Source organism: Chloracidobacterium sp. D (genome assembly GCF_018304685.1).
Taxonomy (GTDB): Bacteria; Acidobacteriota; Blastocatellia; order Chloracidobacteriales; family Chloracidobacteriaceae; genus Chloracidobacterium; species Chloracidobacterium thermophilum.
The window spans coordinates 1,976,191-2,002,672 of record NZ_CP072634.1; the positions used below are offsets into that span (position 1 = coordinate 1,976,191).

Annotated in this window: 24 protein-coding genes and 1 tRNA gene; 7 read left to right on the top strand and 18 right to left on the bottom strand. The window is 61.7% G+C overall.

The genetic code is table 11. The features are described 5' to 3' along the window. Positions 1-7: 7 nt before the first annotated feature. From J8C01_RS08315 to J8C01_RS08350, 8 genes are read right to left on the bottom strand one after another with little or no spacing between them, the layout of a single operon-like run. Positions 8-265, bottom strand: coding sequence for a MoaD/ThiS family protein (locus J8C01_RS08315; RefSeq protein WP_014100170.1), 258 nt, complete (start codon positions 263-265; stop codon positions 8-10). Further along, entirely contained in the window at positions 262-1,008 is a 747-nt protein-coding gene (locus J8C01_RS08320; RefSeq protein ID WP_014100171.1) for a 16S rRNA (uracil(1498)-N(3))-methyltransferase, read from the bottom strand. Before J8C01_RS08320 ends, J8C01_RS08315 begins: the two co-directional genes overlap by 4 nt. 21 nt (positions 1,009-1,029) lie before the next feature. Next, entirely contained in the window at positions 1,030-2,043 is a 1,014-nt protein-coding gene (locus J8C01_RS08325; protein ID WP_211431607.1) for an ABC transporter permease, read from the bottom strand. Next, positions 2,027-3,535 carry an ABC transporter ATP-binding protein gene (locus J8C01_RS08330; protein ID WP_211431608.1) on the bottom strand — a complete coding sequence of 503 codons (1,509 nt, stop codon included), beginning with the start codon at positions 3,533-3,535 and terminating at the stop codon, positions 2,027-2,029. Before J8C01_RS08330 ends, J8C01_RS08325 begins: the two co-directional genes overlap by 17 nt. Before the next feature lie 3 nt (positions 3,536-3,538). Further along, entirely contained in the window at positions 3,539-4,600 is a 1,062-nt protein-coding gene (locus J8C01_RS08335; RefSeq protein WP_211431609.1) for a BMP family protein, read from the bottom strand. Then, a complete protein-coding gene (locus J8C01_RS08340) occupies positions 4,597-5,301 on the bottom strand; it encodes a DedA family protein (protein ID WP_211432705.1) in 705 nt (234 codons plus the stop codon). Before J8C01_RS08340 ends, J8C01_RS08335 begins: the two co-directional genes overlap by 4 nt. 21 nt (positions 5,302-5,322) lie before the next feature. Continuing rightward, positions 5,323-7,116 (bottom strand): hypothetical protein, encoded by a 1,794-nt coding sequence (locus J8C01_RS08345; RefSeq protein ID WP_211431610.1) that lies wholly within the window; start codon positions 7,114-7,116, stop codon positions 5,323-5,325. Further along, a complete protein-coding gene (locus J8C01_RS08350; RefSeq protein WP_014100177.1) occupies positions 7,116-7,661 on the bottom strand; it encodes a hypothetical protein in 546 nt (181 codons plus the stop codon). The genes J8C01_RS08345 and J8C01_RS08350 overlap by 1 nt, the downstream gene beginning before the upstream one ends. A gap of 173 nt (positions 7,662-7,834) precedes the next feature. Between J8C01_RS08350 and J8C01_RS08355 the strand changes: the two genes are divergently transcribed. Beyond that, positions 7,835-8,260 (top strand): CoA-binding protein, encoded by a 426-nt coding sequence (locus tag J8C01_RS08355; protein ID WP_211431611.1) that lies wholly within the window; start codon positions 7,835-7,837, stop codon positions 8,258-8,260. 90 nt (positions 8,261-8,350) lie between these two features. Continuing rightward, positions 8,351-8,704 carry a hypothetical protein gene (locus tag J8C01_RS08360; RefSeq protein ID WP_211431612.1) on the top strand — a complete coding sequence of 118 codons (354 nt, stop codon included), beginning with the start codon at positions 8,351-8,353 and terminating at the stop codon, positions 8,702-8,704. Positions 8,705-8,902: 198 nt separating this feature from the next. Here the strand turns inward: J8C01_RS08360 and J8C01_RS08365 are convergent, their stop codons facing one another. Beyond that, positions 8,903-11,581, bottom strand: a complete 2,679-nt coding sequence (locus J8C01_RS08365; protein ID WP_211431613.1) for a ComEC/Rec2 family competence protein — start codon at positions 11,579-11,581, stop codon at positions 8,903-8,905. A 178-nt stretch (positions 11,582-11,759) separates the two neighbouring features. Between J8C01_RS08365 and pilB the strand changes: the two genes are divergently transcribed. From pilB to J8C01_RS08380, 3 genes are all read left to right on the top strand, one after another. Next, positions 11,760-13,604 carry a type IV-A pilus assembly ATPase PilB gene (gene pilB, locus J8C01_RS08370; protein ID WP_211431614.1) on the top strand — a complete coding sequence of 615 codons (1,845 nt, stop codon included), beginning with the start codon at positions 11,760-11,762 and terminating at the stop codon, positions 13,602-13,604. 186 nt (positions 13,605-13,790) lie between these two features. Beyond that, complete coding sequence (locus tag J8C01_RS08375; RefSeq protein ID WP_014100181.1) at positions 13,791-14,960, top strand: type IV pilus twitching motility protein PilT; 1,170 nt, start codon at positions 13,791-13,793, stop codon at positions 14,958-14,960. Positions 14,961-15,226: 266 nt separating this feature from the next. After that, the gene (locus J8C01_RS08380; protein WP_014100182.1) at positions 15,227-16,456 is read left to right on the top strand and encodes a type II secretion system F family protein; all 1,230 of its coding nucleotides are present in this window, start codon (positions 15,227-15,229) and stop codon (positions 16,454-16,456) included. Positions 16,457-16,555: 99 nt separating this feature from the next. Here the strand turns inward: J8C01_RS08380 and J8C01_RS08385 are convergent, their stop codons facing one another. Continuing rightward, on the bottom strand, positions 16,556-17,437 hold the full coding sequence (locus tag J8C01_RS08385) for a hypothetical protein (protein ID WP_211431615.1): 882 nt from the start codon (positions 17,435-17,437) through the stop codon (positions 16,556-16,558). Between the two features lie 120 nt (positions 17,438-17,557). On the opposite strand from J8C01_RS08385, the gene J8C01_RS08390 reads away from it, so the two are divergent. After that, positions 17,558-18,202, top strand: a complete 645-nt coding sequence (locus tag J8C01_RS08390; RefSeq protein ID WP_014100184.1) for a zinc ribbon domain-containing protein — start codon at positions 17,558-17,560, stop codon at positions 18,200-18,202. Positions 18,203-18,282: 80 nt separating this feature from the next. On the opposite strand, the gene J8C01_RS08395 is transcribed toward J8C01_RS08390, so the two are convergent. The 8 genes from J8C01_RS08395 to J8C01_RS08430 form a co-directional block, all read right to left on the bottom strand. Continuing rightward, the gene (locus J8C01_RS08395; protein ID WP_211431616.1) at positions 18,283-18,627 is read right to left on the bottom strand and encodes a hypothetical protein; all 345 of its coding nucleotides are present in this window, start codon (positions 18,625-18,627) and stop codon (positions 18,283-18,285) included. A 6-nt stretch (positions 18,628-18,633) separates the two neighbouring features. Next, positions 18,634-18,894: a TM2 domain-containing protein gene (locus tag J8C01_RS08400; protein ID WP_211432706.1), complete on the bottom strand. Its 261-nt coding sequence runs from the start codon at positions 18,892-18,894 to the stop codon at positions 18,634-18,636. Between the two features lie 245 nt (positions 18,895-19,139). Further along, a complete protein-coding gene (locus J8C01_RS08405) occupies positions 19,140-19,553 on the bottom strand; it encodes a TM2 domain-containing protein (RefSeq protein WP_249355427.1) in 414 nt (137 codons plus the stop codon). A gap of 55 nt (positions 19,554-19,608) precedes the next feature. Further along, positions 19,609-20,169, bottom strand: coding sequence for a zinc ribbon domain-containing protein (locus tag J8C01_RS08410; RefSeq protein ID WP_211432708.1), 561 nt, complete (start codon positions 20,167-20,169; stop codon positions 19,609-19,611). A gap of 1 nt (position 20,170) precedes the next feature. Next, on the bottom strand, positions 20,171-21,712 hold the full coding sequence (locus tag J8C01_RS08415) for an ABC transporter ATP-binding protein (protein WP_014100190.1): 1,542 nt from the start codon (positions 21,710-21,712) through the stop codon (positions 20,171-20,173). 41 nt (positions 21,713-21,753) lie between these two features. Continuing rightward, positions 21,754-21,830, bottom strand: a tRNA-Arg gene (locus J8C01_RS08420). Positions 21,831-21,900: 70 nt separating this feature from the next. Then, positions 21,901-22,401, bottom strand: a complete 501-nt coding sequence (locus J8C01_RS08425; RefSeq protein ID WP_014100191.1) for a peptidylprolyl isomerase — start codon at positions 22,399-22,401, stop codon at positions 21,901-21,903. 75 nt (positions 22,402-22,476) lie between these two features. Further along, positions 22,477-23,154 carry a peptidylprolyl isomerase gene (locus J8C01_RS08430; RefSeq protein ID WP_249355429.1) on the bottom strand — a complete coding sequence of 226 codons (678 nt, stop codon included), beginning with the start codon at positions 23,152-23,154 and terminating at the stop codon, positions 22,477-22,479. Positions 23,155-23,285: 131 nt separating this feature from the next. Here J8C01_RS08430 and J8C01_RS08435 point away from each other — a divergent pair, with 131 nt between their 5' ends. Continuing rightward, a complete protein-coding gene (locus J8C01_RS08435) occupies positions 23,286-26,438 on the top strand; it encodes a CHAT domain-containing tetratricopeptide repeat protein (protein ID WP_211431617.1) in 3,153 nt (1,050 codons plus the stop codon). Positions 26,439-26,482 lie beyond the last annotated feature (44 nt).

The window sequence follows — 26,482 nt, forward strand, 5'->3', positions numbered from 1 at the left end:
CCGGCTTTCAACCTCCGGCAATGGGTGGGAAAACGGCCACGTCATCCCCGGCGCGAATGGGGGTGTCGGGCCGTGCATACTCCTCATTGACGGCGACGAGCAAACTGCCCTCAAACGGCGCAAGCTGCGGATACTGCCGGCAGACCGCAGCGAGGACCGCGGCTGCCGTCGTGGGTACGCTGACCTGTACCGAGGCCGTTGGCTGACCAATCAGCGCCCGGCACTGACCAAACACAGCGATGTCAAGCCTTGTGGAGACGGTCATAGCGGCTGACCTGCAACATCACCAAAGGTTGTCTGGAGTAAGCCCACGGCCAGTATAGCAGCCGTTTCAGCCCGCAGGATGCGCGGCCCCAGCGTGATGCCGTGCGCTCCCTGCGCCTCAGCCAATTGCCGCTCGTCCTCGCTCCAGCCACCCTCCGGGCCCACCAAGGCCACAACCGTTGGCAGATGACCCGGAAACCGGCTGACGACCGCAGCCCAACCATTTCCCTGCCGTTCGGTGAAAAAGAATTTGACACCTCCCGACAAAAGCACATCTGTAACCGGCTGCGGTGGCAGAATGGGCGTCAGGTAGCCCCGTCCGCACTGCTTTGTGGCTTCACGACTGATGCGTGACCAACGCTCAAGTTTTTCTGAAGCGCCACGAATCAAACCCGGTTCAACATGGCGCGTCACCAGCGGAACAATACGGGTGACGCCAAGTTCAACCGCCTTTTGGATGACCCACTCAAACTTGTCCGCCTTGAGCAGCGCCACACCCAAGGTCAGATCAAGTGGGGATTCGCCAAGCGCCGGGAGTGGCGCATCCAGCGCCAGCCGTACGCCACGCTTTGAAGCCTCGGTCACTGTCGCCTGAAACACCTGCCCCTGCCCATCAAAGACCGTTACCACCTCGCCCACTCTGATGCGCAGAACATGGACAGCATGGTGCGCTTCATCCTCCGCCAACTGGACGGAAGTCGCCGTAAAGTTTTCTGACGGTGCATAGAAACGATGTCCCGGCACAGTCCAGCTCCACTGAAGACGCTAGGCGGCAACGTCACGCCGTCCGGCGAGAATGACGGCCAGCATGACCAATGCCTCGATGACGCCGGCCAACCCGGCCGACACCCCAACGGCCCGTTGCAAACCAGCAGCGCCGACTTCCAGCGCCCCAAAGGCCACAGCAGCCGGAATCACCCCCAGCGGATGCTGGCGGGCCAGCAGGGCCACAGCTACGGCCATGTAGCCATACCCCGGCGAAAACTGTTCATAGAGACGGTGACTGACGCTGAGCACTTCCACCCCGCCGGCCAACCCGGCGCACCCGCCGCCCACAGCCAACGCCAGCCAGGTCATCCGGTGCAGCGCAATGCCTGCCGTCGCAGCGGCCACCGGGCTGCTTCCGGCCACCCGCAAGCGCAAGCCGGTTGGAGTGTAAAAAAGCCAGACATAACCGACCACGGCCAAAACCAGCGCCCACAGCGTACCGCTGTGCAGACGGGTCGGGGGCAACCAGCGCGTCAGCCACAGGGCTTCGGACACCAACTCTGTCTGCGGATACCCTTTCGAGGCTTCCTGGAGCGGCCCGTGAACCAACCAACTCACCAGCCAGAAGGCGATGAAGTTGAGCATCAGCGTTGAAATGACTTCATTGACGCCGCGCGTGGTCTTGAGCCAGGCCGCCACGAGCGCCCACGCGCTTCCGGCCAGGATGGAGGCTGCCAGCACCAGTCCGACCGCCCACGGCGTTTCCAACCGCACGCCCAGAAACACTGCTGCCAACGCACCGAGCAACATCTGCCCCTCGGCGCCAATGTTGAACTGCCCGCCCCGAAAGGACAGTGCGACCCCCAGCCCGCACAGAGCCAGCGGTGTGGCTTTGACCAGCGTATCGGCCACGGCAAACGGACTCCCGAACGCCGACTGGAACATCACCTGCAGGGCCGGCAACGGCGCGTAGCCGGCCACCCGCAGCACAAGCATCCCGGCGGCCAGAGCCGCCAGCAGCGCCAGAACTGTCCGCCCCACCGGATGCCACTTCTCAATCCCGGCGGCCATAGCGTTCCCAAGTCGGACCGTCGCCGGCCATGAGCCGGCCCAGATCAGCCGGTGGGATGTCAAATGTCAAAGAGGTTGACAGTCGCCCTCGGTAAAGCACAGCAAACCGCTGACAGAGTGCCTGGATTTCGTCGAGTTCGTTTGACATCAGAACCAGCCCCAGCCCCTGCCGGCAGGCCCCGCGCAGGGCCCGGTGAATCGTGGCCACTGAGGCCACATCAACGCCCCAGGTCGGATTGACGGCCACCAGAACCCGTGGCCGCGGAGCCAGTTCCCGCGCCACAAGCAGCTTCTGCTGGTTGCCGCCGGAAAGCGCCGCCGCCGGAGCATCGGCATGTGGGGTGCGGATGTCGAAGTCACGGATGAGCGTCCCGGCGTACTGCCGCAGGGCGGCTCGGTCGAGCAGCACGCCCCACCGGCGCCAGTCTGGTGCGAGTTCGTCTCCCAGAATGACGTTTTCGGCCACCGACAGCTCAAGCGCCAGACCAGCCTGCCGCCGGTCAGGCGGGATGTACCGCAACCCGGCCGCCAGGCGCGCCCGGCGTCCAGCCGGTAGCGGACGACCATCCAGCCACAGGTTTCCCTGCATCGGGCGCAAACCCACCAGGGCTTCGGCAAGTTCAGTCTGCCCGTTGCCATCCACACCCGCGATGCCGAAGATTTCGCCCTCCCGTACCTCGAACGAAATCCGGTGCAGGGCTGTCCGGCTGCCGTCAGCCGGTACGGTCAGGTTTTCGACGCGCAAGCGCACCGTTTCTGCCGGTGGCGCTGTGGCGCTATGACCCAGGGCGGCTGAAGCCAGGTGCTCGCCCACCATGGCGGCTGCCAGCACATCGGCTGTCACCTGGGATGCCGGATATTCGGCCACTACCCGCCCCTGCCGCAGCACGGTAATGGTATCGCACAGCTCCAGCGCCTCACGGAGCTTGTGGGTGATGAAGACAACACCGGCGCCGGCCGCGCGCAACTCGCGCAGCAGGTCAAACAGCGTCTCCACTTCGGGCGGCGTCAGAACGGCCGTCGGTTCATCGAGCAGCAGCAGCGTGGCCTGGCGATAGAGCGCCTTCAGAATTTCAACGCGCTGCCGCACGCCCACCGGCAGCCCGCCGACGGCGACATCAAGCACCTCCCACAGCCCCAGCCGTGCTGCCAACCGGTCCAGGCGCGGACGGTCTGGCGTCCGTTCACCGAGCAGGACGTTTTCACGCACCGTAAAGCTGTCAACCAGGTGGAAGTGCTGGTGAACCAGACCAATCCCGGCAGCAATCGCCAGCCGGGGCGAAGTCAGCCGGAGCGGACGGCCATCCCGCTCAATCCGCCCCCGGTCCGGCTGAACCGCCCCGAACAGGATGTTCAGAAGCGTGGATTTTCCGGCGCCGTTTTCGCCCAGAATGCCGTGAATCTGTCCCGGCCGGAGCGTCAGGGAAACCCCATCCAGCGCCAGCACGGTTCCGTACCGCTTGGAGATGTCGTGAAGCGCAAAGGCGGCCAACAGTTACGGCTGCTCCTTGAAAACGTCAATCTCGCCTTTCTGAATCGCCAGGGTCAGACCGTTGAGCTTGCCTTCGATTTCCTTTGGAATGAAGCCTTTCTTGATGGCAAAGCCAACGGCGTTGTCCCGAATGCCCAGATGCACGACTTCACCCTTCTGCTCTTTTTGCAGGATGCGGCGGACAATTTCAGCCAGCCCCTGCGGGTTGCTGGTCGGACTGCCCACGATGTGGTCAGGGGCCAGATGGGACTGGTCTTTCTGCATCCCAAAGGCGCGGATGTTACGCTCCTTGACGGCCTGAAAGACACCGGCCGCAGCGGCATCGCAGTCGTGAATGAGAAAATCCGCCCCTTTGTCAATCATCGCCAGAGCCTGCTGGCGCGCGGCAGCCGTATCCGTCCAGCTTCCAATGAAAGCAATCATCACATCTATCTTGGGGTTGATGGCCCGCGCTCCGTTGCGGAAGGCATAGAGGTTGCGCGCCGAAGCCGGAATGTTCTGTCCACCAATGGCCCCGATGCGCCCCGTTTTGGACATCATCGCGGCAATGGCTCCGGCCAGATAGGAAGCCTGCCCAGTGTCGAACACGACGCTCACGACATTCGGTGCGGCTTTGTCGCCGGCCGTCACCACGAAGGTTGTCCGGGGAAAGTCTTTGGCAACCGCGAGGGCCTGATCGGTGAACTCGCCGCCGTGGCCGATCACCACGTCAAAGCCTTCCTGGGCAAAGGCCCGGAAGCCCTGCTCGCGGTCGGCTGGACTGTCATTGACCTGCTGCTGGCGCACTTCACAACCCAGCTCTTTCTCGATGATCTTGAGGGCGTCGTACCCAAAGGCATTCCACCCGTCATCGCTGATGGGGCCGGGACTCAGAAGCGCCACACGCGGTTTCTTCTCACCGGAAGTCGTCGGTGCAGCCGGTTGGGATGCAGGAGTTGAAGCCGGTGTATCCGGCGCTTTGCCGCCACAAGCAGCGCCCACGATGAGCCAGAGGAAACCGGCGACACCAAACAGCCAGGAACGTCGCCGATGGTGAAAAACAACGAAAGGGGTTGAGACACTCACGGTACTCTTTCAGAAGAAGCCAGCGGGGTGGTCGTCGGGGGGGCTTCGGCTGCCGGGCGCGGTCTCCATCGCTCGCGCAGCACTTCAATGACAGCCGGCAGCACCGATACGACGATAATCCCCAGAATGACGAGTGAAAAGTTCTTCCTGACGAACGGGATGTTGCCAAAGGCATAGCCGGCGTAGGTCAGCGAGGCAATCCACAACACACCGCCGATGACGTTGTAGATGAGAAACCGTGGATAGTGCATGGCGCCAATGCCGGCGACGAAGGGGGCAAACGTCCGTACGATGGGGACGAAACGGGCGATGATGATGGTCTTCCCGCCGTATTTGGCATAGAAGCGCGCCGTACGGTCAAGATGCCGCCGGTCAAAAAGGCGTGACGTGTCGCTGCGGAAAACGGCCGGCCCAACCCGTTTGCCAATCCAGTAGTTGACCGTATCCCCCAGCACGGCGGCGACACTCAGGGCCACCACCACGAGGTGAACATCGAGCACGCTGCCGGGTGTCGCGGCCAGGGCGCCGATGGCAAACAGTAACGAATCGCCGGGCAGAAAGGGCGTCACCACGAGGCCGGTTTCGCAGAAAATCACCAGAAACAACAGGACGTACAACCAACCGCCAAGCTGACCGCCCAGGGCGTTGAGGTGTTTGTCGAGGTGCAGGATGAGATCGAGGAGGTATTTGAGCAGTTCCATCATCGGGTCTGGTGCGCGGGTTCAGCGTTGCCGGTTCGGCGCAGTGGGCGTGGCAGTTGCCGGTTTGGTCTCGGCTTCGCCCGACGGGGTAAACGTTCCCTGGATGAAAACAGCCGGGACTTCTTTCATGTCCTTACCGTCGCCGGTCACGATCCGTTTAAGCGACGACTGGCGATATTCCGCATCAGCAACCGTCAGGGTGTAGCGCCCTTCCTGCTGGGGTTCAAGCCGGTTGGGGACAAGGTAGATGGTGCGGCGTTCCGGGGGTGCGCCTTCCGGCTGACGGGGATACAGCTCAATCTCGGCCCGCAGTTCATAGAGCGTCTCGTTGGTGATGTTTTTGACGAGACCGGCAATCGTGACCATACGGACGACTTTTCCACCGGCTCCCTTCGGCGCGGAAGAATAGGCGTTGGCATACTGCCGCACTTCCACCTGCTTGACCGGAAGCGGCGGCGGAGGCGGCGACTCAAGCCCCAGGGCGCGTGGAATGGCGGCCACGCGCTCCGCCCAGGCCGGGGGCAGCAGCCAATGGCGCACGGTGGGGAAAAAGACGACAACCAACCCGCCCAGTACGACGGCATACACCACCAGACTCACCCCAAGCCAGGCTGCCTCGCGCCGAATCCCGGTCGGGCGGTCATCGGCCAGAAAGCGCGGTGGCGCAACTGAAGACGCGGACGGCGACCCGGCCGGTGGCAACGTCCCGGCCGGTGGTTGCGGGCGTACGGCCGGCACCTGCTGCACGGGCAGCGGTAGCGGCGGTGCAGGCGGTGCCACCGCCGGAGCAGAAGCATCAGGGCGGGGCTGGTCCGTGACGGCGGCATCCCTGGCTTCCCAGCTCAGGGCCAAAGTTTCCGCGGCCGTAATGACGGCCGTGGTCGCGGCCGAGGTCGCTGGCGTCACAGGTGCCGGCTTCGGGGGGGCTGCCGCGTCTGGCGTTGCCTTCGGTGCCGCTGCCGGTGGGCGCAGGGACTTCCGCTGGACGGGAAGCCGCTCGGTCAAACCGGCGCGCGGAGGATTCGGTATGGTTTCCGGCTCAGGCGCGGGTGGCACAGGTGGCGGAAGCAATGAACCCGTCGGGCGGCTGCCCAGCGGGCCCGTTGTCTTTGGGCCCGTTGTCTTTGGGGAAGCCGGAGGTGGTGCGGGTGACGGTGCCAGTCGCGCCCGGATGTCCTCGGCAAGCAAACCCGATGGGGTGGAGGAAGGTTCAGAGGTGGAAGCCCCGGCCACGGGTGCAGGCGTCAGGGGCGTTGTGGCCGCGTCCGGGTCAGGCAGGGGAGCAGGGTGGACGCCGCCTTCAGACGCTGGGGCCGGTGGGCGCACAGGCTGGTCATTCGTGGCCTTCGGGCGGATTGCAACCGGGAGAACCGGCGCGGCGTGAGGCGCCAGCGAGGACGTTGCCGGGGCGGACGAAGCGTTCTCTGATCCTGACCAGTAGGCGGCAATGTCTTCTGCCACAGCTTCCGGCGGCGCTGGCACTGGAGCTGAAGCCGGGGCAGAGTGCAGGGCAGGCGATGGTGCTGCCGGAGCGGCTGGGACGGGTGCGACCGGTGGGACAGACAACGGAGCCCCCACAGGAGTCTCGGCGACAAGCGTCGGCGCAGGCGGTGCCTCACTGGAGACGATTCCAAGCAATCCATCATCGCCAATGTCCCGCTGGTCAGGGGCAGCCCGCAGGCTCTGCCAGGCCACCCACAGCAACACCAGAGCCAGCAGGACAAAGAACACTATCAGCGTCACGCCGGCAATAAACGACCACTGGGCGGCCGGCATGAGGAAACCAGGGCTGACGAGGGCTTTGAGTACAAACATCAGGATTCGCCGTTGAGGTGTTTGATGATGGCTTCGAGGATTTCATTTTCCTTGATGCCCTTGGATGGGCATTCAACCCAGACGCCACCGGTTTCCGTCTGATACTCCCCTTCGATGCGGGCATAAACTGTCAACTGGGTGCGCTGGGGATCAAGCGGCAGGGCTTCCAGTTCCAAGGCGTAGCGCCCGCGTACCCAGGTGAAGTTCCCTCCACCGGGACGGCGCGCGATGAACTCCAGGTTGGCGCCGGAAGTCAACGCGCCACGGGTGAAAATGACCGGTTTGGTCACAAGGCGTCCGGGCTTTTCGGCGCTCAGTTTTTCATCCAGGACAAGTTCGCGGTCACTGAGCACCTGCCGGATGGCATCCAGCAGCGTATCGCGCGGCACGTTGAAGGTGTAAGGGTTGGGCAGCATGGGCTTTCTTTCCTTGCCCCGCCCCCAACTGATCTGCCCGGTGGCCGGGGCGCACCACCCGCCGGCGAGAACCCCCAGCAGCAGTCCCACGGTGAGTACCCATCCCTGGAAGTTTGTCGTCCTGGTCATCCGAACCCCCTTTGTGCCCGCCGGCACGGTAGATGTCTGGCTGGCATTGCCTCAAATCCAGCCCCAGCATAGGGTGACACCAAACGCTATGGTAGCATTTCACGGCGGACTGCGGCCTCACGTTCCAGCGGATGTTCCCGCGCCGTGAAACGTTTTCCCAACGATGGAGAACCATGACTGACCATTTTTCTGTTGCCGATTTTCAGCGTGCGGCCGACATCGCCTGGATTCTGGAACACTGCCGCCGGATTGCGGTCGTCGGGCTGTCGTCCAAACCCGACCGCGCCAGTCATGGCGTGAGCCGGTTCATGCTCGAATGGGGTTACGACATCATCCCGGTCAACCCCATGGAAGTCGCGGTTTTCGGGCGTCCGAGCTATCCCGATCTTGCTTCCATCCCCGGTGAGGTGGATTTGGTCAACGTTTTCCGGCGCTCGGAAGATGTGCCGCCGATTGTCGAAGCCGCTATTGACAAGGGTGCCAAAGCCCTGTGGCTCCAGCTTGGGGTTGTTCACCCCAGCGTCCAGCGGGCGCGGGAGGCCGGTCTGCGCGTGGTTGTGGATCGCTGCCTGATGATTGAACGGCAGCGCCTGGGCTGACCCCGGTGGTTCGAGCAGGGTGAAGGTTTCAAAGAACCGCTGCACGTCGTCCCGGTCCAGCTCGATGGGAAAGGTTGTGATGACGGCCAGTTGGTAAAGGCGTGGCGCAGCAAAGATGAAGTCCACGCGGCCAAAGATGGCCTTGTCATCGCGCATACCACCGAAGAAAACGGCGCGCGCCGGATGGCCCTGAACGATGTAGCGGTCTTCCTGCTCGATGGCTCCCTTGTACGGGCGCAGCAACGCATCCCGCGCCGCATCCATGACCTGATCCGGCGTGGCGTCTTTCAGTTCCAAGCGGGTAAAGGTTCTGACGGCCACGCTGCACAGGGTTTCATTGGCCGACAGGCTGGTGAATGCAATGACGGAGCCGTTGGCGCTGTCCTCACGCCTGGGCTGCTCGAAGCCGCGCGGCAGACGGACGCGGAAACCGCCGTCGGTTGAAACGAGTTCAAAACCGGTGCGGGGCTTATCATCCGGGCGTTCCCGCTGCCGTCCGCTCTGGGCTGGCACAGCCCCGACCGCGGCCATCAACCAGTACACCGTCAGGAATACAACACACCACCTCATCGCCCTAACCTCACCTGATGCACTCTCCCACGGCGGCCGCTTCCAACCCGGACTGGCATCCCTGGCGCCCCGTCACCAGACACCCGTGCGGCCGGCGTAAGTTGCAACGCGCAGGATGTCGCCATTCGTTTCAAACGTCACCGCACCGTCCCGTCCGGTATGCCACTGCGCGGCCCGCGGCAGAAGTGCCGCATAGCGATTCACCACCTCCGGGTGGGGATGCCCAAAGGGGGACTGTCGCGGCGCGCTGAAGACCACGTGTGCCGCCCGCGTGGCCCCGATGAAGTCAACCGAACTCGAACTGCGGCTGCCATGATGGGGTGCTTTCACGACATCGCAGGTGAGGTTGGCTGGTTGGGCCACAAGCTGGCGTTCCGCCGCAGCTTCAATGTCACTTGTGAGAAGGAAGGCGCGCCGGCCGTACTCGACCCGCAGGACGACGGAATCATCATTGGCGCCGGTCGGGACCGCTCCGGCCGGCGGCCAGAGAAAAGTCAGGGTGACATTGCCAAGCTGAAGGCGCTGACCAGTGCCAACGGCCTGGCGTGGAATAGCCCGGCGATCAAGTGCCTGCACCAACCGCCGAAACACCGGGTCATCCAGGCGCGCTGGCCCGTGCCAGACTTGGCCCCATTCAAAACTGTCCACCAGCGGAATAAGTCCCCCGATGTGGTCGGTGTCGGGGTGCGTGGCCACCACGGCGTCAAGCCGTCTGATACCACGCGCCCACAGGCAGCGGGCAACGACGCGCTCACCGATGTCCAGGTGGTCTTCACGAAAGCCATCCGGCCGGGGGCGGCGGCTGTCGGACTGTCCGCCGCCATCCACGAGGATGCTTTCACCGGTTGGGAACTCCAGCAGGATGCTGTCTCCCTGCCCGACATCCAGGAACGTCACCCGCAGCCAGCCGGCCGGCGGCATGCGCCAGGTGCGCGGCGGAGCCACACTCAGCCAACCGAAAACGACACACAGCGCAGCCCCCAGCATGACCGGGGCCACCTCGTGTCGGCGGCCGGAAGGCGGCGCCAGCGGTTGCCACCGCTCAAGCGCCACAACCAGCAGGAGACACCCCAGGGCAAAGCCGCCATACAGCGCAAGCCCCCACCCTTCCCAGTGTGGCACCCGCCAGCTTCCCCATCGGCTTCCCACTTCGGCCACCCGGACGAGTCCGTGAACACTCCCGGCGACCAGCCATTTGACAAGCGCGGCACCCGGCGGGAAGACCACCAGCAGGGCAAAGTACGCCAGCGTGGACAACAACACGACACTCATCATGAGTTCTGCCACCAGTGTCGCCACCCCGCCGCCCGGCGTGAGACGGTTGAAGTAGAAGAGGTTGAGGGGCAACAGGACGATTTGCACACAGGTACTCGCCAGCAGCAGCCCAAAAGCCCACCGCAACCCGGTTTGGAGGTTCCAGTCGCCAAATCCGAGGCGTTCGAGCCGCGCTGCCCAAGGGGATTTCTCCAGACGGTACGTCACCGGCTCACCCCGCATCCGGGCCTGAAACGCCGAAGGTCGCCAAAAGAGGGCCTCGGCCAGACGGCGGATGAAACGCGGCGCATGGGGCGGATAGGGACTGGTACGTTTCGGCTGCCAGGCACCAATGGCCCGCAAACGGGCATGGATGGGCGCGGCCACGCCGACGAGCGCCAGGACTGCGCCGAATGTCAACTGAAAACTCGCGGCAAAAAGATTCGAGGGCTGCGTCACCAGCAGCACGCAAGCGCAGGCTCCCAGAATGTTCAACCAGTGCGGCCGGCGATACCACAGACCGACGAACTGCCAGATGGAAACCGCCACCACGGCCCGCCAGACCGGCGGATCGAGGCCGACCAACAGAGCGTAGCCCCACGCCGCAGCCAGTACTGCTAGCGCCACGGCCCAGCGGTGGATGCCAAAACGGGTCAGTATCCAGGCCATGAGTCCGGCGACCAAGGCAAAATGCGAACCCGAAATGACAAGCAGGTGAAACGTCCCACTTTGACGGAATGCGTCAGCCCAGGTGGCATCCAGAAAGCGCTCACTCCCCAGCACGACTCCCGCCAACAACCCGGCGGTGCGGGCGTCGAAGTCCCGCTGCAACTGGTAGATGGCATGCAGCCGCAGTTTTTTCAGCCACGAGCCAGCCGGTGAAGCCGTGGGGCGCAGGCGCGTCAGGGTAATGATCTGACCCTGAGCATCATAGCCGCGCCAGTCGAGATAGTCGCCGACCGCGTAGCTTCCCGGATTGGCGTAGCGGCCCCGGCGACTGAGGGTGGCGGTGACAGCAAGCAGGTCGCCTGGCGTCAGGGTTGCCTGCTCCCATTCGTGGACATGCTCGGGGCGGGTCAGCAGCAGCACCAACCGTACCCGTCCGCGTGCCGGGACAGGAACTGACGACGGTGTTGACTGGAGGGTGGCGACATCCACATCGAAGGACAAACGTCCGACGGCCGGTTCAGGCCAGTCGGCAAGCTGGCCTGTCAGCCGAAGCGAGGTATCCGGCGGCAAGGTCCGCAGCCGGACGCGCACCCGGTCAGGGGCTTCCCGTGCCGCCTGCTCCAGGGAAGCACACCAGGCTCCGCCCAGTACTGTACATACAGCAGCCAATCGCAACCCGGATTCCGGGAAAAAGCAAGGCTGCCGTCGCTGGCTGGCCCACAACAGCCAGACGCTGAAACATCCCAGTCCCCACCACCAGGGCGAGGTTTCAGGTAGCCAGGACGCAAGCAGGATGCCGCCGCTCAGCCAGACCGCAGCCCAAAACATTGGGCAGTGACGACAGGCACTCGGCTGCCTGAAGCTCTGGCTTGACATGCTTGCAACCATTCACTTAGTTTCCATGCCAAACTGGAGAAAAGCCAACCTCGTACAGCTCCTGCAAGCTGAGCTTTACACGTAAGCGTTTCTGGTCAGTCTCGACCTCTTACCGCAGGGTATTCGGAAAATGTCAGCAAAACTTGGTGAAGTCCTCATCAAGGAGGGACTAATCACACCCCAGCAGTTGAAGGAAGCGCTTGACTACCAGCGGGCTCATGGTGGTCGGCTTGGCTCCATTCTTGTCTCGCTGGGGATGGTGCAGGACGAGGCCATCACAGCCGTTCTGAGCCGACAGTACGGTGTTCCGGCTGTCAACCTCGACCTGTTTGATGTTGACCCGAACGCCGTCCGACTTTTGCCCGAAGAAACCGCCCGTAAGTACATGGTTATGCCGTTGGCGCGCAACGGCTCGACGATGACGCTGGCGATGGTGGATCCGGCCAATGTCTTTGCCATTGACGACATCAAGTTCATGACGGGGCTCAACATCGATCAGGTCGTTGTTTCAGAGCTTTCGCTTGAACGTGCCTTGGCGCGCTACTACGCCCCGGAAAAGGGACTCGTTCTGGCGGAGAAAATGAGCGAGTTCTCAGCCGGACTCAATGACCAATTCAGCCTCAGCAGCCTCGCTGGCGGGGCTAATGTCCCCACCACAGCACCTGTCAACCTCGATGAGGCCATGAGCGAACTCAACGAGGCGCTGGGCGACAGCGATCTTGAAGTCAGCGAATCCAATGAAGATGTCCTTGACCTTAGTGCGGCCTCAGCCGATGAAGCGCCGGTCGTCAAGCTGGTCAATATGATCCTGGTCAGCTCGCTGGAATACGGGGCAAGTGACATCCACATCGAGCCGTACGAGAAAGAGTTTCGTGTCCGCTTCCGCGTGGATGGTCTGTTGCGGGAAGTTATGCGCCCACCGCTGAAAATGCGTGCCGGGCTGACCTCACGCATCAAGATTATGGCCAAACTGGATATTGCCGAGACCCGGCTGCCCCAGGACGGACGCATCAAAATCAAACTCAAACGCGACACCGGCGTGCGCGACCTGGATTTCCGCGTCTCGACGCTGCCCACGATCTGGGGCGAAAAAATCGTGCTTCGGCTGCTCGACAAAGAGAAGCTGATGCTTGATATGACCAAGCTGGGGTTTGAGCCGGAAAGCCTCGAAAAATTCAAACGCCAGATTGCCAAACCCTACGGCATGGTGCTGGTGACAGGGCCGACGGGATCGGGAAAAACCAACACGCTCTACTCGGCACTGGCCAGTCTCAACACGCCGGACACCAACATCATGACGGCAGAGGACCCGGTCGAATTCAACCTGACTGGTATCAACCAGGTGCAGATGAAAGAACAAATCGGGTTGAATTTTGCGGCTACGCTGCGCTCATTCCTGCGCCAGGACCCCAACATCATCCTCGTCGGTGAGATTCGTGACTTTGAAACGGCGGAAATCGCCGTCAAAGCGGCCCTCACCGGGCACCTGGTGCTCTCCACCCTGCACACGAACGATGCCCCTTCGACCGTCAGCCGCCTGATGAACATGGGGATTGAGCCGTTTCTGGTTGCCACTTCGGTCAACCTTATTCAGGCACAACGACTCATCCGGCGCATCTGTACCGAGTGCAAGGCCCCGGCCAAAATCCAGCCGCCGGCTCAAACGCTGATCGAGCTGGGCTTTACTCCGGAAGAGGCCTCGAAAGTCGTCATCTACGAAGGGACTGGCAAAACCAAGGACGGGCGGGAGTGTCCGAAGTGCAAGGGTTCGGGTTACAAGGGCCGGGTTGGTCTTTACGAGGTGATGGAAATGAATGATGAGTTACGTGAACTCATCCTCATCGGCGCCTCGGCCTTGGAGTTGCGCAAAAAGGCGATTGAGCACGGGATGCTCACACTGCGGCGCAGCGGATTGCGAAAAATTATGGATGGGATCACCACCATCGAAGAAGTGGTGCGGGAGACGGTTCTGTGACCACCCGACTCTGGTCCATCAGCCACCAACCCTGACATAGTGCGGATGTCAATGCTGACGCAGGGGCTATGGTATCAGGCCGGGGACACCAACCTGAGTTACTCCTACCGACGCACACACTGCGTCTGAACCCCAGATATGCAGGCAATCGCCTGCCACAAGCGCCAACCCAGGGAGGGACCTGCCATGTCGTCAAACCTCGTGCTGAGCGACCTGCTTCGGAAAATGATCGAGCTGGGCGGCTCAGACCTGCACATCACCACCAACTCACCACCTCAGGTCCGCGTTCACGGGCATCTGCGTCCGCTGGACTACCCGGAACTGACACCAGCAGACACCAAGCAGTTGGCGTATTCCGTATTGACCGACGCCCAGAAGCACCGTTTCGAGGAGACACTCGAACTCGACTTCTCCTTTGGCATCAAGGGCCTGTCCCGCTTCCGGGCCAACCTCTTCAACCAGCGCGGCGCTGTGGCAGCGGTCTTCCGGGCTATCCCCTACGAAATCCGTACCTTTGAGGAGTTGGGACTGCCGCCGGTGGTCAAGAAGCTGTGTGAAAAACCACGGGGTCTCATCCTCGTCACTGGGCCGACCGGTTCCGGCAAGTCCACAACCCTCGCGGCCATGATCAACAAGATCAACGAGGACCGGCACGAACACATCATCACCATTGAAGACCCCATCGAGTTTCTCCACCCGAACAAGAACTGCCTCGTCAACCAGCGTGAAGTCCACGCCGACACGCACAGTTTTGCCAACTCCCTGCGCGCTGCCCTGCGACAGGACCCTGACGTGGTGCTTATCGGGGAGATGCGTGACCTGGAAACGGTTGAAACGGCGCTGCGCATCGCTGAAACCGGGCACCTGACCTTCGGCACGCTTCACACAAACTCAGCCTACTCGACCATCAACCGGATCATTGACATCTTTCCAGCCCACCAGCAATCGCAGATTCGGACGCAACTCAGCCTGGTTCTTGAAGGCGTGCTGTGCCAGTCGCTGCTTCCTAAAGCCAACGGACAGGGACGCTGCATGGCGCTCGAAATCCTTGTTCCAAACTCGGCCATCCGCAACCTCATCCGGGAAGACAAAATCCACCAGATTTACGGAATGATGCAAACCGGGCAGGACAAATTCGGGATGCAAACCTTCAATCAGTCATTACTCAACTTGTATCTCAGTCGTCAGATTACACTCGAAGTGGCGATGGCACGGTCGCACAATCCCGATGAGTTACAGGACCTCATCAACCGTGCCACCAGCGGGGTCGGCGGCGGCGCCATGCCTCCCGGTGGACGGCCGATGCCACCGGGCGGTCCGGCGCGGCCCGGCATGCCTCCCCCTGTTCGCCGGTAGCCAGGTCTGATCGGATGGATGAATCCTGCAAAGTCACGGAGTTTTCACTTCGTGACTTGCGCTCGGCGCTCATATCGTCAACAATATGTACACGCTTTTCATCGAATACACCACACTTGAGAAATCACCGGCAGTAGGGTGGTGTTGTCGGGCGTTGTCCCGTAAGTCACAGTCGCTGGGCAAGGCGATAGCGCCACAGTCTGTTTGAGGTATAGGGCTTTGTCCAAAGCCGTTGCAGATGCATCCGTGTAAGGAGTGATTCGGTCATGCCGACGTATGTTTTCGTAGGACGCAATCAGCTCAATCAGCAGGTGCGTGGCGAGCGCACGGCTGCCAACCGTGAGCAGCTCGAAAGCATGCTCCGCCGCGAACAGGTCACCGTACTCAGTGTCCAAGAAAAAGGCCGGGACACAGCGATTGCCCTGCCCAAGTTGGCCGGCGGGAGCGTCAGCGCGAAGGAATTGGCCATCTTCACACGTCAGTTTTCCGTGATGATTGACGCCGGCTTGCCGCTCGTCCAGTGCCTTGAAATCCTTGCCTCCCAGCAGGACAAAAACAAATACTTCAAACAGGTTCTTACACAGGTGCGTTCGGATGTCGAAAGTGGCTCAACCCTTTCCGATGCCATGTCCAAACATCCGAAGGTTTTTGACAACCTTTACACGAACATGGTGGCGGCGGGGGAAACCGGTGGTATTCTCGATACTATCCTGCAACGGCTCGCCACCTTCATCGAAAAAATTGTCAAGCTCCGCTCGGATGTTATCTCGGCCCTGATTTACCCAGCAGCGGTCATTGTGCTGGCTGTTGCAGTCATCTCGGTCATTATGGTCGTGGTCATTCCGGCCTTCCGCAACATCTTTGAGGGGCTGCTTGGGCCAGGTGAACGGCTTCCCCTCCCAACCGAAATCGTCATTGGGATCAGCGCCTTCTTGGCTAGCTACTGGTGGCTCCTGCTTATCGCCATAGTAGGTATTGCCCTGTCGATTCGCTCTTGGTACGGGACACCCGCCGGGCGGCTCTTCATTGATCGCCTGATGCTCAAGATTCCCCTCATCGGCGACATCCTGTTGAAGATTGCCGTTGCCCGTTTTTCACGTACGCTGGCTACCCTTTTGTCAAGTGGCGTCCCGATTCTCGAATCCCTCGACATCACCGCCCGTACCGCCGGAAATGTCGTGATTGGCAACGCCATCAATCGTGTGCGCGACTCAATCGAACAAGGACAAACCATCGTTGAGCCGCTCAAGGCCAGCGGTGTATTTCCTTCAATGGTGTGTCAGATGATCGGTGTTGGGGAACAAACTGGCGCTCTCGACGCCATGCTCTCCAAGATCGCCGATTTCTATGAACTCGAAGTGGATGCCGCCATTGCCAACCTCCTGACCCTCATTGAACCGATCATGATTGGCTTCCTGGGTGTCACCATCGGCGGCATCGTCATTGCCATGTACCTGCCGCTCTTCACCCTCGTCGGCAAACTGGCAGGACGCTGATCCAGACTCAAACGTACTGTACGGCTATTCGCTGGGCATCGTCACTAACAGTGTGGCGATGCCCTAAACTTTTTCCAACCGGCTTCCTGCTCTCTCAACTCAATCGCGTGGCGGGCGTCTAGTCATCGCCCAAGAAGGCAACGTCAGCACCGGACGATAGTTACCTTCCTCAAAGCTGAACTTGAAGTAGCCATCAAAGCGCGCCACATCCGACAGTCCCTCACCGCGCGCCAGCGTCGGCATACGGAAGCGGTCATTGAACTGTGAGTAATCCACCGTTGCCGAAATGGACCGGATGTTTTTGAGGTTCTTGTCGAGAACCTCCAGGTTGTACATACCGTCTATGGTGAGCGTCAGCATTTCGCCCTGTTCGTTCAGGTAAATCACTCCGGAAGCCAGCGGGATCGTCCGTGAGCGCGTCCGGGGACGGAACCGGAAGGCCAGTTCCCCCTCACGGGGGGAAGTCGTCGGCTCAAACTCGTAATAGGCAACCCGCTCAGGCGTCAGTGGGAAAAAAATCAGGTCGAAAAAGCCCTGGGCCGAGAGGATGGTCAGTGCCTTTGGGTCAATCCGGCTCTTGGGGCGTCCGTTGTCATCCGTGTCGCTCACGATGCGCGTCAGTACCGGATACTGCCCGGTTTCATCAGGTCGGGTCGCTGGTTCGACGATGACTTCGGTCTCACGATTCTGGCGCTGGCGGCCCGGCGCATCACCGGGCCGGCGTGGTTTCTCGTACCGTTCAATCACCAGCCGTTGCCGATAGGCACAGCGATCACGCACAACAGCCGATTGGAACTGGTTACAGATTGTTCGGCAGATGACGGGGGGAATCCCGCTACAGTCATAGCTTGGACTGCCGGGGCATTCCGGGCTGGGGATGGGTGCCGAAACCGGCGCGCCAACCGTCGTGGACATACCGCTGAAGCCGAGCAGGCCACCGGACAGCGCCATGGCCAACCAGGGTCTGAGTGCATACGTCATGGCTCTGTTTTTCACCTCAATCGTGGTTGCATTCCAGCAGCCTGGCGTTCTACAAGCAAGGCTGACATCGTTCAATAAGGTAGTCCGAACCTTATTGTCATCCAAGTCTGGAGTGCTCGCATGCAAGACCGCACCTATCGCCTTCCCGCAGGATTCAACCTCACGGCGCTGGCCAATGACATTAGGCATTTTTTTCTGATGCGGGACCACCGCGTACAGGTTGTGCCGGTCGGTGGGGCCACGGTCATCCAGGCCGTCCGGGACTCAACACTGACAACCCTGCTGGGCCAGTCCTCTGCCCTGACGGTACGGCTTCAGGTCTTGGGTGACCGTCTGCTTGTCGAGGTTGGTACGAGCAAGTGGCTGGAGAAAGCCGCTCTGGGTGTGGTCGGCTATGTTTTGCTGGGGCCGCTTGTTGTCCTTCCCATCGTTGGTGCATTCAATCAACTCAAGCTGGTCGAGGACTTGTGGACTCACATTGACAGCCGTCTGGCGCAGCCCTTCGAGTTCTACGCGCCGACGGCACCGCCTGAACCGTCGTACCGGGCCTATCAGCCGCCGCCGGCTGCGCCAGAACAACGCTGTCTCGCCTGCCAGTCTCCCATGCCAGCTAATGCCATCTTCTGTTCACGGTGCGGAGCGAAAGCTTCCGTCGTGCCTCACACCGCAGAAGCAACGTCCGGGATGCCGTCCTGTCCTCAGTGCGGACTCGTCAACCAGATGGGGGCCCGTTTCTGCTCCGGCTGTGGCTACCGTTTTCCGTAGGGCTTCACGGGGATGGCGAGTGGCGAGTAGCGAGTGGTGAGTGGCGAGTAGTGAATAGTGAATGCACTCCAAAGCCGAGCTCAGGTTGACGAAAGGTAAAGCCAGAGAAACCGGACGAGGCTCACGAGGAAGAAAACCGTCCCGACTACACCGAGCACCAGACTCCAACGCGCACGGCGTTGAAGCCTGATCAGTCGCTCCCGGACGACTTCCGGCAACGGGTCATGGTCCTCAAGGCGAAGGATGGCAGCCTCAGACTGAATCGCCAGAAAAAGCGCAAAAACGCCCAGCGGAAGAGTACAGAGCCAGCCGATCAGCGCGGAGATAATGCCGAGCACCAGCGCCAACCAGGTACGCCCTTCCAACCGCGCCACTTCATCAAGCGGCAACTTCACGGCTGGCGGGGCATCAGCAGGTTCCAGCACAGTCCCTCAAAACCAGCCACGGCGTCCCTGAATATAGGTCGCCACGAACTCCTGATCGGATTTGGTGAGATACATAATCCCTTCCACCAGTCCGATGATGCCGGAGATCAGGCTGCCAAGGCCACAGGTCAGCACGGTAATCCCCAGCATGATGAGACCTTCCACCGTGTACCCCAGGATGAACTTGTGAACGCCGAGCCCACCCAACAGGATACCGCAGATGGCCGCCGGGATTTTCTTTTCAGCGCCGGGGATGGGCCCACCCACCGGCGGCGGATAGGGCGCGGGTTGATACGACGGAGGAGTTGACCCACCGTAGGGGCTGGAGAAGAGGTTCAAATCAAGGGCCGGTTCGTAGCCATTTGTGGTTGCCAGGCGCATCTGTCGGAGCATTGCCGTTCTCTCAGGTGAGGGGAAAACCAATACAGCAGGGTCAAGACATTTCCCCAAAGCCAGTCGAAGCTGCCTCAAGCTTCGCCTCATCAGAGGACAAGCGTGGGCAGGGGGATTTCTCAAAACCAGGGGCGCCGCCCCTGAACATACGTCCGCACAAACTCTTCGTCGCTTTTGGTCAGATACATCACGCCTTCAATCAGCCCAATGACCGAAACTGCAAAGGGGATAATGAGCAGGAAAAACCCAATGCCACAGGTCACAAGTCCAATGACGATGGAAAGGATGAAGCCGCCCACCGTGCCGGCGGCCATGATAAGCCCTTCCTGCTGATAGCCGAGCAGAAATTTATGTGCGCCGAAACCACCGAGAAAGATTGCCAGCAGGGCCGCTGGCATTCGCTTCTCTGCACCCGGCAGTTGCCCCCCTGGCATGGGGGGCATAGGTGGTGGATAGGACGGTTGCTGGTAGGGTGACTGGGAAGGCTGCCCGTAAGGTGTTGTCAGAATAAAGGAACCAGGTAGTATCGCCAATGTTGTCTTCTCCTCTCAAAATGGAACTCAAACCGCCAGATGGCCCCTGAAAGCATCACCTGGAGACGAGGCTCACCAGCGTCCACAGCAGCCAGAGGGCAGTGGCCACCCCACCGAGAATCATACCGACAAGGGCCATGGTTTGACCTTCCATGACCCCTAGGCGCTGCAAGCTGTTTTTCGCTTGCATCCCAAGCGCCAAGGCAACCGGCCCCAGCAAGCCACAACAGAGCAATCCCAAAATTCCCAAGATAAGCGACGTCCGCGCCCGCCCTTGCCAGTGCTGTGCCTCGACGGAAAATGCCGGGTTCTGATACCCAACCTGTCCGTAGAGTGGCGCCCCATACGCCGGAGTGACATCGGGAGTTACGTAAGGCTGCTGATACGGTGCCGGTGGTGGCATTCCATAGGGCGAGGGCGTTACCGGCGGAGGATAGGGAGGATAGGACGGCGCCTGGTAGGGAGATTGCGGCTGGGTTGGAGCCTCAAAAGGACTGGTTGCTACAGGCGGTGTCGGGTCAGTGGGCCTGACAGTTGGGTTCGGTGCTCCACAGTTGTAGCAGGCCGCAGCCGAATCAGGATTGGAAGCGCCACAGTTTGGGCAGTAGTAAGGCATGTCAGCGATGCTCCACAGCCGTGTCAGAATGGACAGCGCCGGTCATCATCAACCCCAACTCGGCCTGGGAAACCCGGTCTGGCTCAACGTTACCGACGATGCGCCCATCATACATGACCAGAAGGCGGTCACTAAGGGACAAAACTTCCTCCAGTTCCGCCGATACCAGCAGGATGCCTACGCCAGCGTCACGCAGCTTCAGCAGCTTGCGGTGAATGAACTCAATAGCGCCGATGTCCACTCCACGGGTCGGCTGGGCCACGAGCAGAAGTTTTGGCGGCAGCTCAAACTCCCGTCCGACGACAAGCTTCTGCTGATTCCCTCCCGACAGTGACCGGGACAGCGCCCGGCGATTGGGTGGACGCACATCAAAAGCCTGCAAAAGCGCCTCCGTTCGCTCGTTGATGCGCGGGCGGTCAAGAAATCCCAAACGGGCTGCCGGAGGATGGTAATGGTCTCCCAGGATGACGTTGTCCGACAGGTCGAAATCCAGCAGCAGAGCGCGTTTGTGGCGGTCTTCCGGGATGTGCGCCACACCCAGCGCCCGGATGGCACGGGGCGATTTCCCCACCAGCGACTGACCCAGCAACAGTATCTCCCCACCGGTGGGCTTCAGCAGCCCGGCCAGACATTCAATGAGTTCTGACTGTCCATTCCCCTCCACCCCGGCAATCCCGACGATTTCTCCGGCGCGCACTTGCAATGACACGCCTCGCAGAGCTGGCGTCCCATTGGGCTTCAGGGCTGTGAGTTGTCTGACCTCAAGCAGCACGTTCTGGGGTCGGGCCGGCGTTTTTTCAACCCGCAGGAGCACCTCGCGCCCAACCATCAATCGGGCCAGAGCTTCCGCCGAAGTCTCGTGGGTTTCGACTTCCCCCACCACGCGCCCGTCACGCATCACGGTCACACGGTCGGAAATCGCCAGCACCTCGGCCAGCTTGTGGGTAATGAGGATGATGGTTTTGCCCTGCTGGCGGAGCGTCCGCAGCACTGCAAAAAGTTCCTCGACTTCCGGCGGCGTCAGAACGGCCGTCGGCTCATCGAGAATCAGAATGTCCGCGCCACGGTAGAGGGTCTTGAGGATTTCGACGCGCTGTTGCTCACCAACCGACAACTCCCCGATGAGGGCATCCGGGTTGGCGCGCAGCTTGTAGCGCTCACACAAATCAAGCACCTTGCGCCGGGCACCGGCCTTGTCCACCATCCACCCCACCCGCGGTTCTGCGCCAAGGATGATGTTTTCAAGGACGGTCAGCGTCGGCACAAGCATGAAGTGCTGGTGAACCATGCCCAGCCCGGCGGCAATCGCAGCGCGTGGGGAAGTGAAGTGGACCGGCTGACCGCGCAGCCGGATTTCTCCGGCATCCGGTGTGTACAGGCCATAGAGGATGTTCATGGCCGTGGACTTGCCAGCGCCATTTTCCCCGATGAGGGCGTGAACCGTCTGTGGGGCAATGGTGAGCGTCACCGCGTCATTGGCCACCAGAGACCCAAAACGCTTTGTGACCCCGCGCATCTCGACGGCAGCAGTGTGAGTTTCCATGGCAGGAGGGCGGCGGACCGGCGCGCAGGGGAAAAGCAAAGTGGTGCATCCTGCTGGATTCGAACCAGCGACCTTTGGCTCCGGAGGCCAACGCTCTATCCAACTGAGCTAAGGATGCAGCCGTGCAATGCGGGACGTGAAACTAGCGCGTTCATCCCCGAAAAGCAAGTGACCTTCTCAGCCGCGGCTCAACCGGCCGGAACCTCCTCCACCCGCGCCGACTCGATGATCACCGGCTTGAGGGGTCGGTCCTGGGCATTTGTCGGCGTCTCGGCAATGGCGTCCACCACCTCCTGCCCGGCAATGACCCGCCCAAAAATCGTGTAGTTGGGCGGCAGGGCGCTTTTCTTGTGCATGATAAAAAACTGGCTGCCGTTGGTGTTCGGCCCCCGGTTGGCCATGGCGACAATCCCCGGCACATAGCCCGTCCGGTACAACGGCGAGGCAGGATTGATTTCATCTTCAAACTCCCGCCCGAAAGCCGACGTTCCGCCCGCACCGGTGCCGGTCGGGTCGCCGCCCTGAATCATGAAACCGCGAATAACGCGGTGAAAGGTCACGTTGGTGTAATAGCCACGATTCGCCAGCAGCGTGAAGTTTTCAACCGTCCGGGGGGCGTCCTCAGCCAGCAGCTCAAACTGAATCGTGCCGTAGTTGGTGACGAGCGTCGCAATGCGCCGGGTGGACATACCGCAATATCCTTTCCAAAGATGAGTTGCGTAGCAGGATAGGTCAGAAGGCTCCCCTTCGTCATGGCGCGCAGGTCAAAATTCGCTGACCGTCGCCGAAATGATGCGGATGGGCGTCAGGGGCCGGTCCCGCTTCAGCATTTCCGGGCCCTGGTAGGTCGGCGTCTCGGCAATAGCATCCACCACGTCCTGGCCTTCAAACACCCGCCCGAAAATCGTGTACTGCGGCGGAAGCTGGTAATCCCGGTGCATGATGAAAAACTGGCTGCCGTTGGTGTTCGGACCGCGATTGGCCATCGCCACAATACCGGCCTTGTACCCGGCCAGATACAGCGGCGATTTGGGGTCAATTTCATCGGCAAATTCGCCCCCAAAAGCCGATTCACCACCTGTTCCGTCACCTTTGGGATCGCCGGTCTGGATCATGAAGCCCTTGATGACACGGTGAAACGTCAGCCCGTTGAAGTACTTTCGCTCGGCCAGCAGGCGGAAGTTTTCACAGGTTTTGGGCGCATCCTGCGTCAGGAGTTCAAAGCGAATCCGGCCCTTGGTCGTTTCCAGGGTTGCCACCAGACGCTTGGCAGGAGTCGTCGCCGGAGGTGATGCTGGCGCAGATGGCGGCGGAGGCGGAAGGGAGGGCGGTTGCGCCGGGGGTGGAGAGGTGCAGCCAAAGGTCAGAAGCACAGTCAACATCAGCAAAAGCAGCGCCGTCCGGTGTTGCGCCGTGTGCTTTTGATTGCCAGAGAAAGTCATAGGTCGAAAAGGTGTCCTCTTCGTGATGATTTGGAACGTTTCGGTAAAGCAGGTTCACCAGCCATGTATTGGCACGCCAGGTGTACCGATGCAATATGCTCCGAATAGAAAGCCACGGAGACGGGATAGCCATGACCAGCCGGCAACGTGCAAGTGTTGCGCTTGTGCCCTGCCTGTGGCGTATCACCTGGCCGGGAGCCTGGCTGCTGGTGCTGGTTGTCGCTGGCCTGCCGGCCTGCCGGCAGCCATCTCTCACCAGCCAACCTGATGTGTGGCAGAGCCTTCGGCAATGGCCGGTGACTTCGCCCCATGGGTTTCGTCTTTCCGGGGCGCCGGCACCTTCCACCGGGACGACGGCCCGCCTCAACCTGGCACAAACCACAAGGCTGACGGCTGCTGTCGCCGCCACAACAACGCTTGAACCTGCCGCCTGTACCCATGCCCTGCTCTGGCGCGACCTGGCCGCTGGGGAGATACACCTGGCCCGTCGTCGTCTGACATCCCCACACCCCGCTACGGCGGACTGGTCCAACGACGCAGCCATTGTGCAGTCCGAATGGGGACTCCGGCACGGGCGACCGGAAGACTTCGAGGCGGCGCTCAAAGCGCTCAACCAGGCGCTTGAACACCCCGACCACGCCCAAGCCGCCCACTTCAACCGTGCGCTCCTGTTTCAGCAGCTTGGTCTGGCACGCCGCGCGGAAGCCGAGTGGCAACACTACCTTGACGAAGAACAGGACGAAGCCTGGGCCGCCGTCGCCCGGCAGCACCTGGATGACCTCACCCGCCAACCACCTGACCTCTCACATCTTCAGAACACGCTGGCCAAACTTGCCGACCACCCGGAGACGCCCGAAGCACAGAGCTTTTTCACCCACCATCTGGGTGCATTACTCGACGGGGCAGGTGTGCTGGCCGAAGCCTTTGTGACTTCCGGTGCATCGCGACACCTCAAGCTGCTTCACTGCCTGGCTCAGCAGAGCAGGCAACAAGCCGGTGATCTGTGGGCAACCGACCTTGCCCAGGCTGTCGCCAGGCTTCGGGACACAGAACAGGCGGCCCCGTGGCTGGCGGCCCGGCAGAACCTGCGCCAGGCCCGCCAACGCTATCCCATCGAGGGCCAACCCACCGCCGCCGAGCCGCTCTACGAGCGCGCACGCCAGACCTTTCTCGCGGTCGGCGACCTGGCGAGCGCGGCCGAAGCCGAACTGGGACTTGTCTATTGCGCCGTACAGCGCCCCGAAACCGACCTGCTTGACCGGCTAAGCGCGGCCCTGCTGTCCACGGCGCACAGCCGACACTATACCCGCCTGGAAGGGCAAACCCTGCGGGTGCGCGCCCAGCTTGCCCTCCGCCAGGCTCGGCCGGCGCTGGCCGTCGCCCACTGCCAGTCGGCGCTGGCGACCTTTCAGACGCTTTCCGACTGGGAGGAAACCCAACGCACCCTGCTCATTCTCAGTGATGCCCACGAACACCAGGGCAATGCGCCCGCCGCACTGCTGGCGCTGCGCAAACTGCTCCAGACCGGCCGCCAGCGAGGCACAAACCCCCGGCGGTATTCCCAAGCCTGCGCCTTCGCGGCCCGAACCTGCGCGGCGGCCGGGGCTTTTGAACTGGGACTCGCCTTTGCCGAAGAAGCCCGCGCGGCGGCGGCCGGACAAACCTTCCCGGCCTTTCAGCTCGATGCTGAAACCCTGCTGGCGGTGTTGAACATCAAGTCCAGCCGGCCGGCAGAGGCAGCGGCTGCCCTTGACCGGGCCGCCAGGGTTTTGGAGCAGGTCAACGACCCGCGTGTGCGGCGCGTGCTGTCCCTCGACTACCTGCCGACGGCGGCCTGGTGTCGCATGGCGCTAGGGGAACCCGTGGCTGCGCTTCAGCTCTGTACGGCGGCTGATGAAAACCTGCGCACCGGGCAGCACGATGCCTACTGGCCGCTTGTGGAATCCGTACGGAGCGCCGCCCACCTTGCCCTTGGCAACCCCCAGTCCGCTGAAGCCGCCCTGGAAGCCGGTATCCGCTGGCTGGAAACAACGCGCCTTCGCCTGACCCAAACCCCTGACCGCCAACGCTTTTTCCACCGGCATGCCGAGTTGTACGAGCGTCTGGCCGCCCTGCGGCTGAAACGCGGCCAGGTTGTGGAAGCCTTCGCCTGTCTCGAACAGGCGCGGGCGCGAACCCTGCTCGACCGCCGCCGCCCGGACACCGGAGGACCCGGCGGGTCATCCCCCCTTCCAGTCACCGGAGCAGCTTTCATCAGGGCTTTACAGGCACGTTTGCCGGAACAGGTCATCGTTCTGGCCTACGCGGTCGGAGAGGATCAAACCGAAAGTTTCGTACTCACACGACACAGCCTGCATCACACGACACTGGCTATCACCGGCGGGCGGCTGGCCCACGACATCCATACCCTCAACCGCCTTTTAGCCGATGCGACGAGTGACATCGCCCACCTCCGCCACATCGGACAACATCTGTACGCCACACTCATCGCGCCCCTGAACCTTTCCAGGATGGCTTCCACGCGCCTGGTCATCGTTCCCGACGGCCCACTTTACAGCCTGCCGTGGGCGGTTCTCTGTGATGCTGAAGGACAGTGGTTCGCCGGGCACATCCCATTTTCAGTGTGTCCGAGCGTGACATCTCTTGTCCATGTGCTTGAAAAGTGCACTCAGGCGCCACAGACTGCGGGGGTTCTTGTCGCAGCCGATCCAGACCTGTCCGCCACTGCTGAAGCTCAGGACCTGCCGCCGCTTCCCGGCGCGCGGGATGAAATCCGCTGCCTGCAATCCATTCTGGGGACAGGAGTGACACTGACCGGCGGACAGGTCACGAAAGCGAACCTCATGGCGGCGCTGCACCAGGCCCACCTGGCCCACTTGGCCGTTCACGGCCGGGCTGAACCGGATGCACCGCTGCGGTCGGTGCTTTACCTCACATCCACTGCTGAAGATGACGGGGAACTTACGGCTGCCGAAGTGTACGAATGTTCCTTTCCACAGCTCCGCCTGGTGGTGCTTTCAGCTTGCGAGTCGGCGCTTGGAGCTTCGTTGCGGGGCGAGGGCGCAACGGGCCTTGGACAGGCCTTTCTGGCAGCGGGCGCGGCGAGCGTCGTCGCCACGCTGGCCCGTACGGATGACCACTTCATGCGTGACCTGATGTGCGCGTTTCATCGGGTGCGGCAGGCGGGAGCCAGTCCGGCCGTGGCGCTCCAGCAAGCCTGGCGCACGGTCCCAGCCCACCATCCGGCACAGTGGGCAAACGTGATGCTCCTTGGCGCACCGTAATTTTTCGGACTTAATTTTTTCGGACTTACCAAGCCACGGCAGCG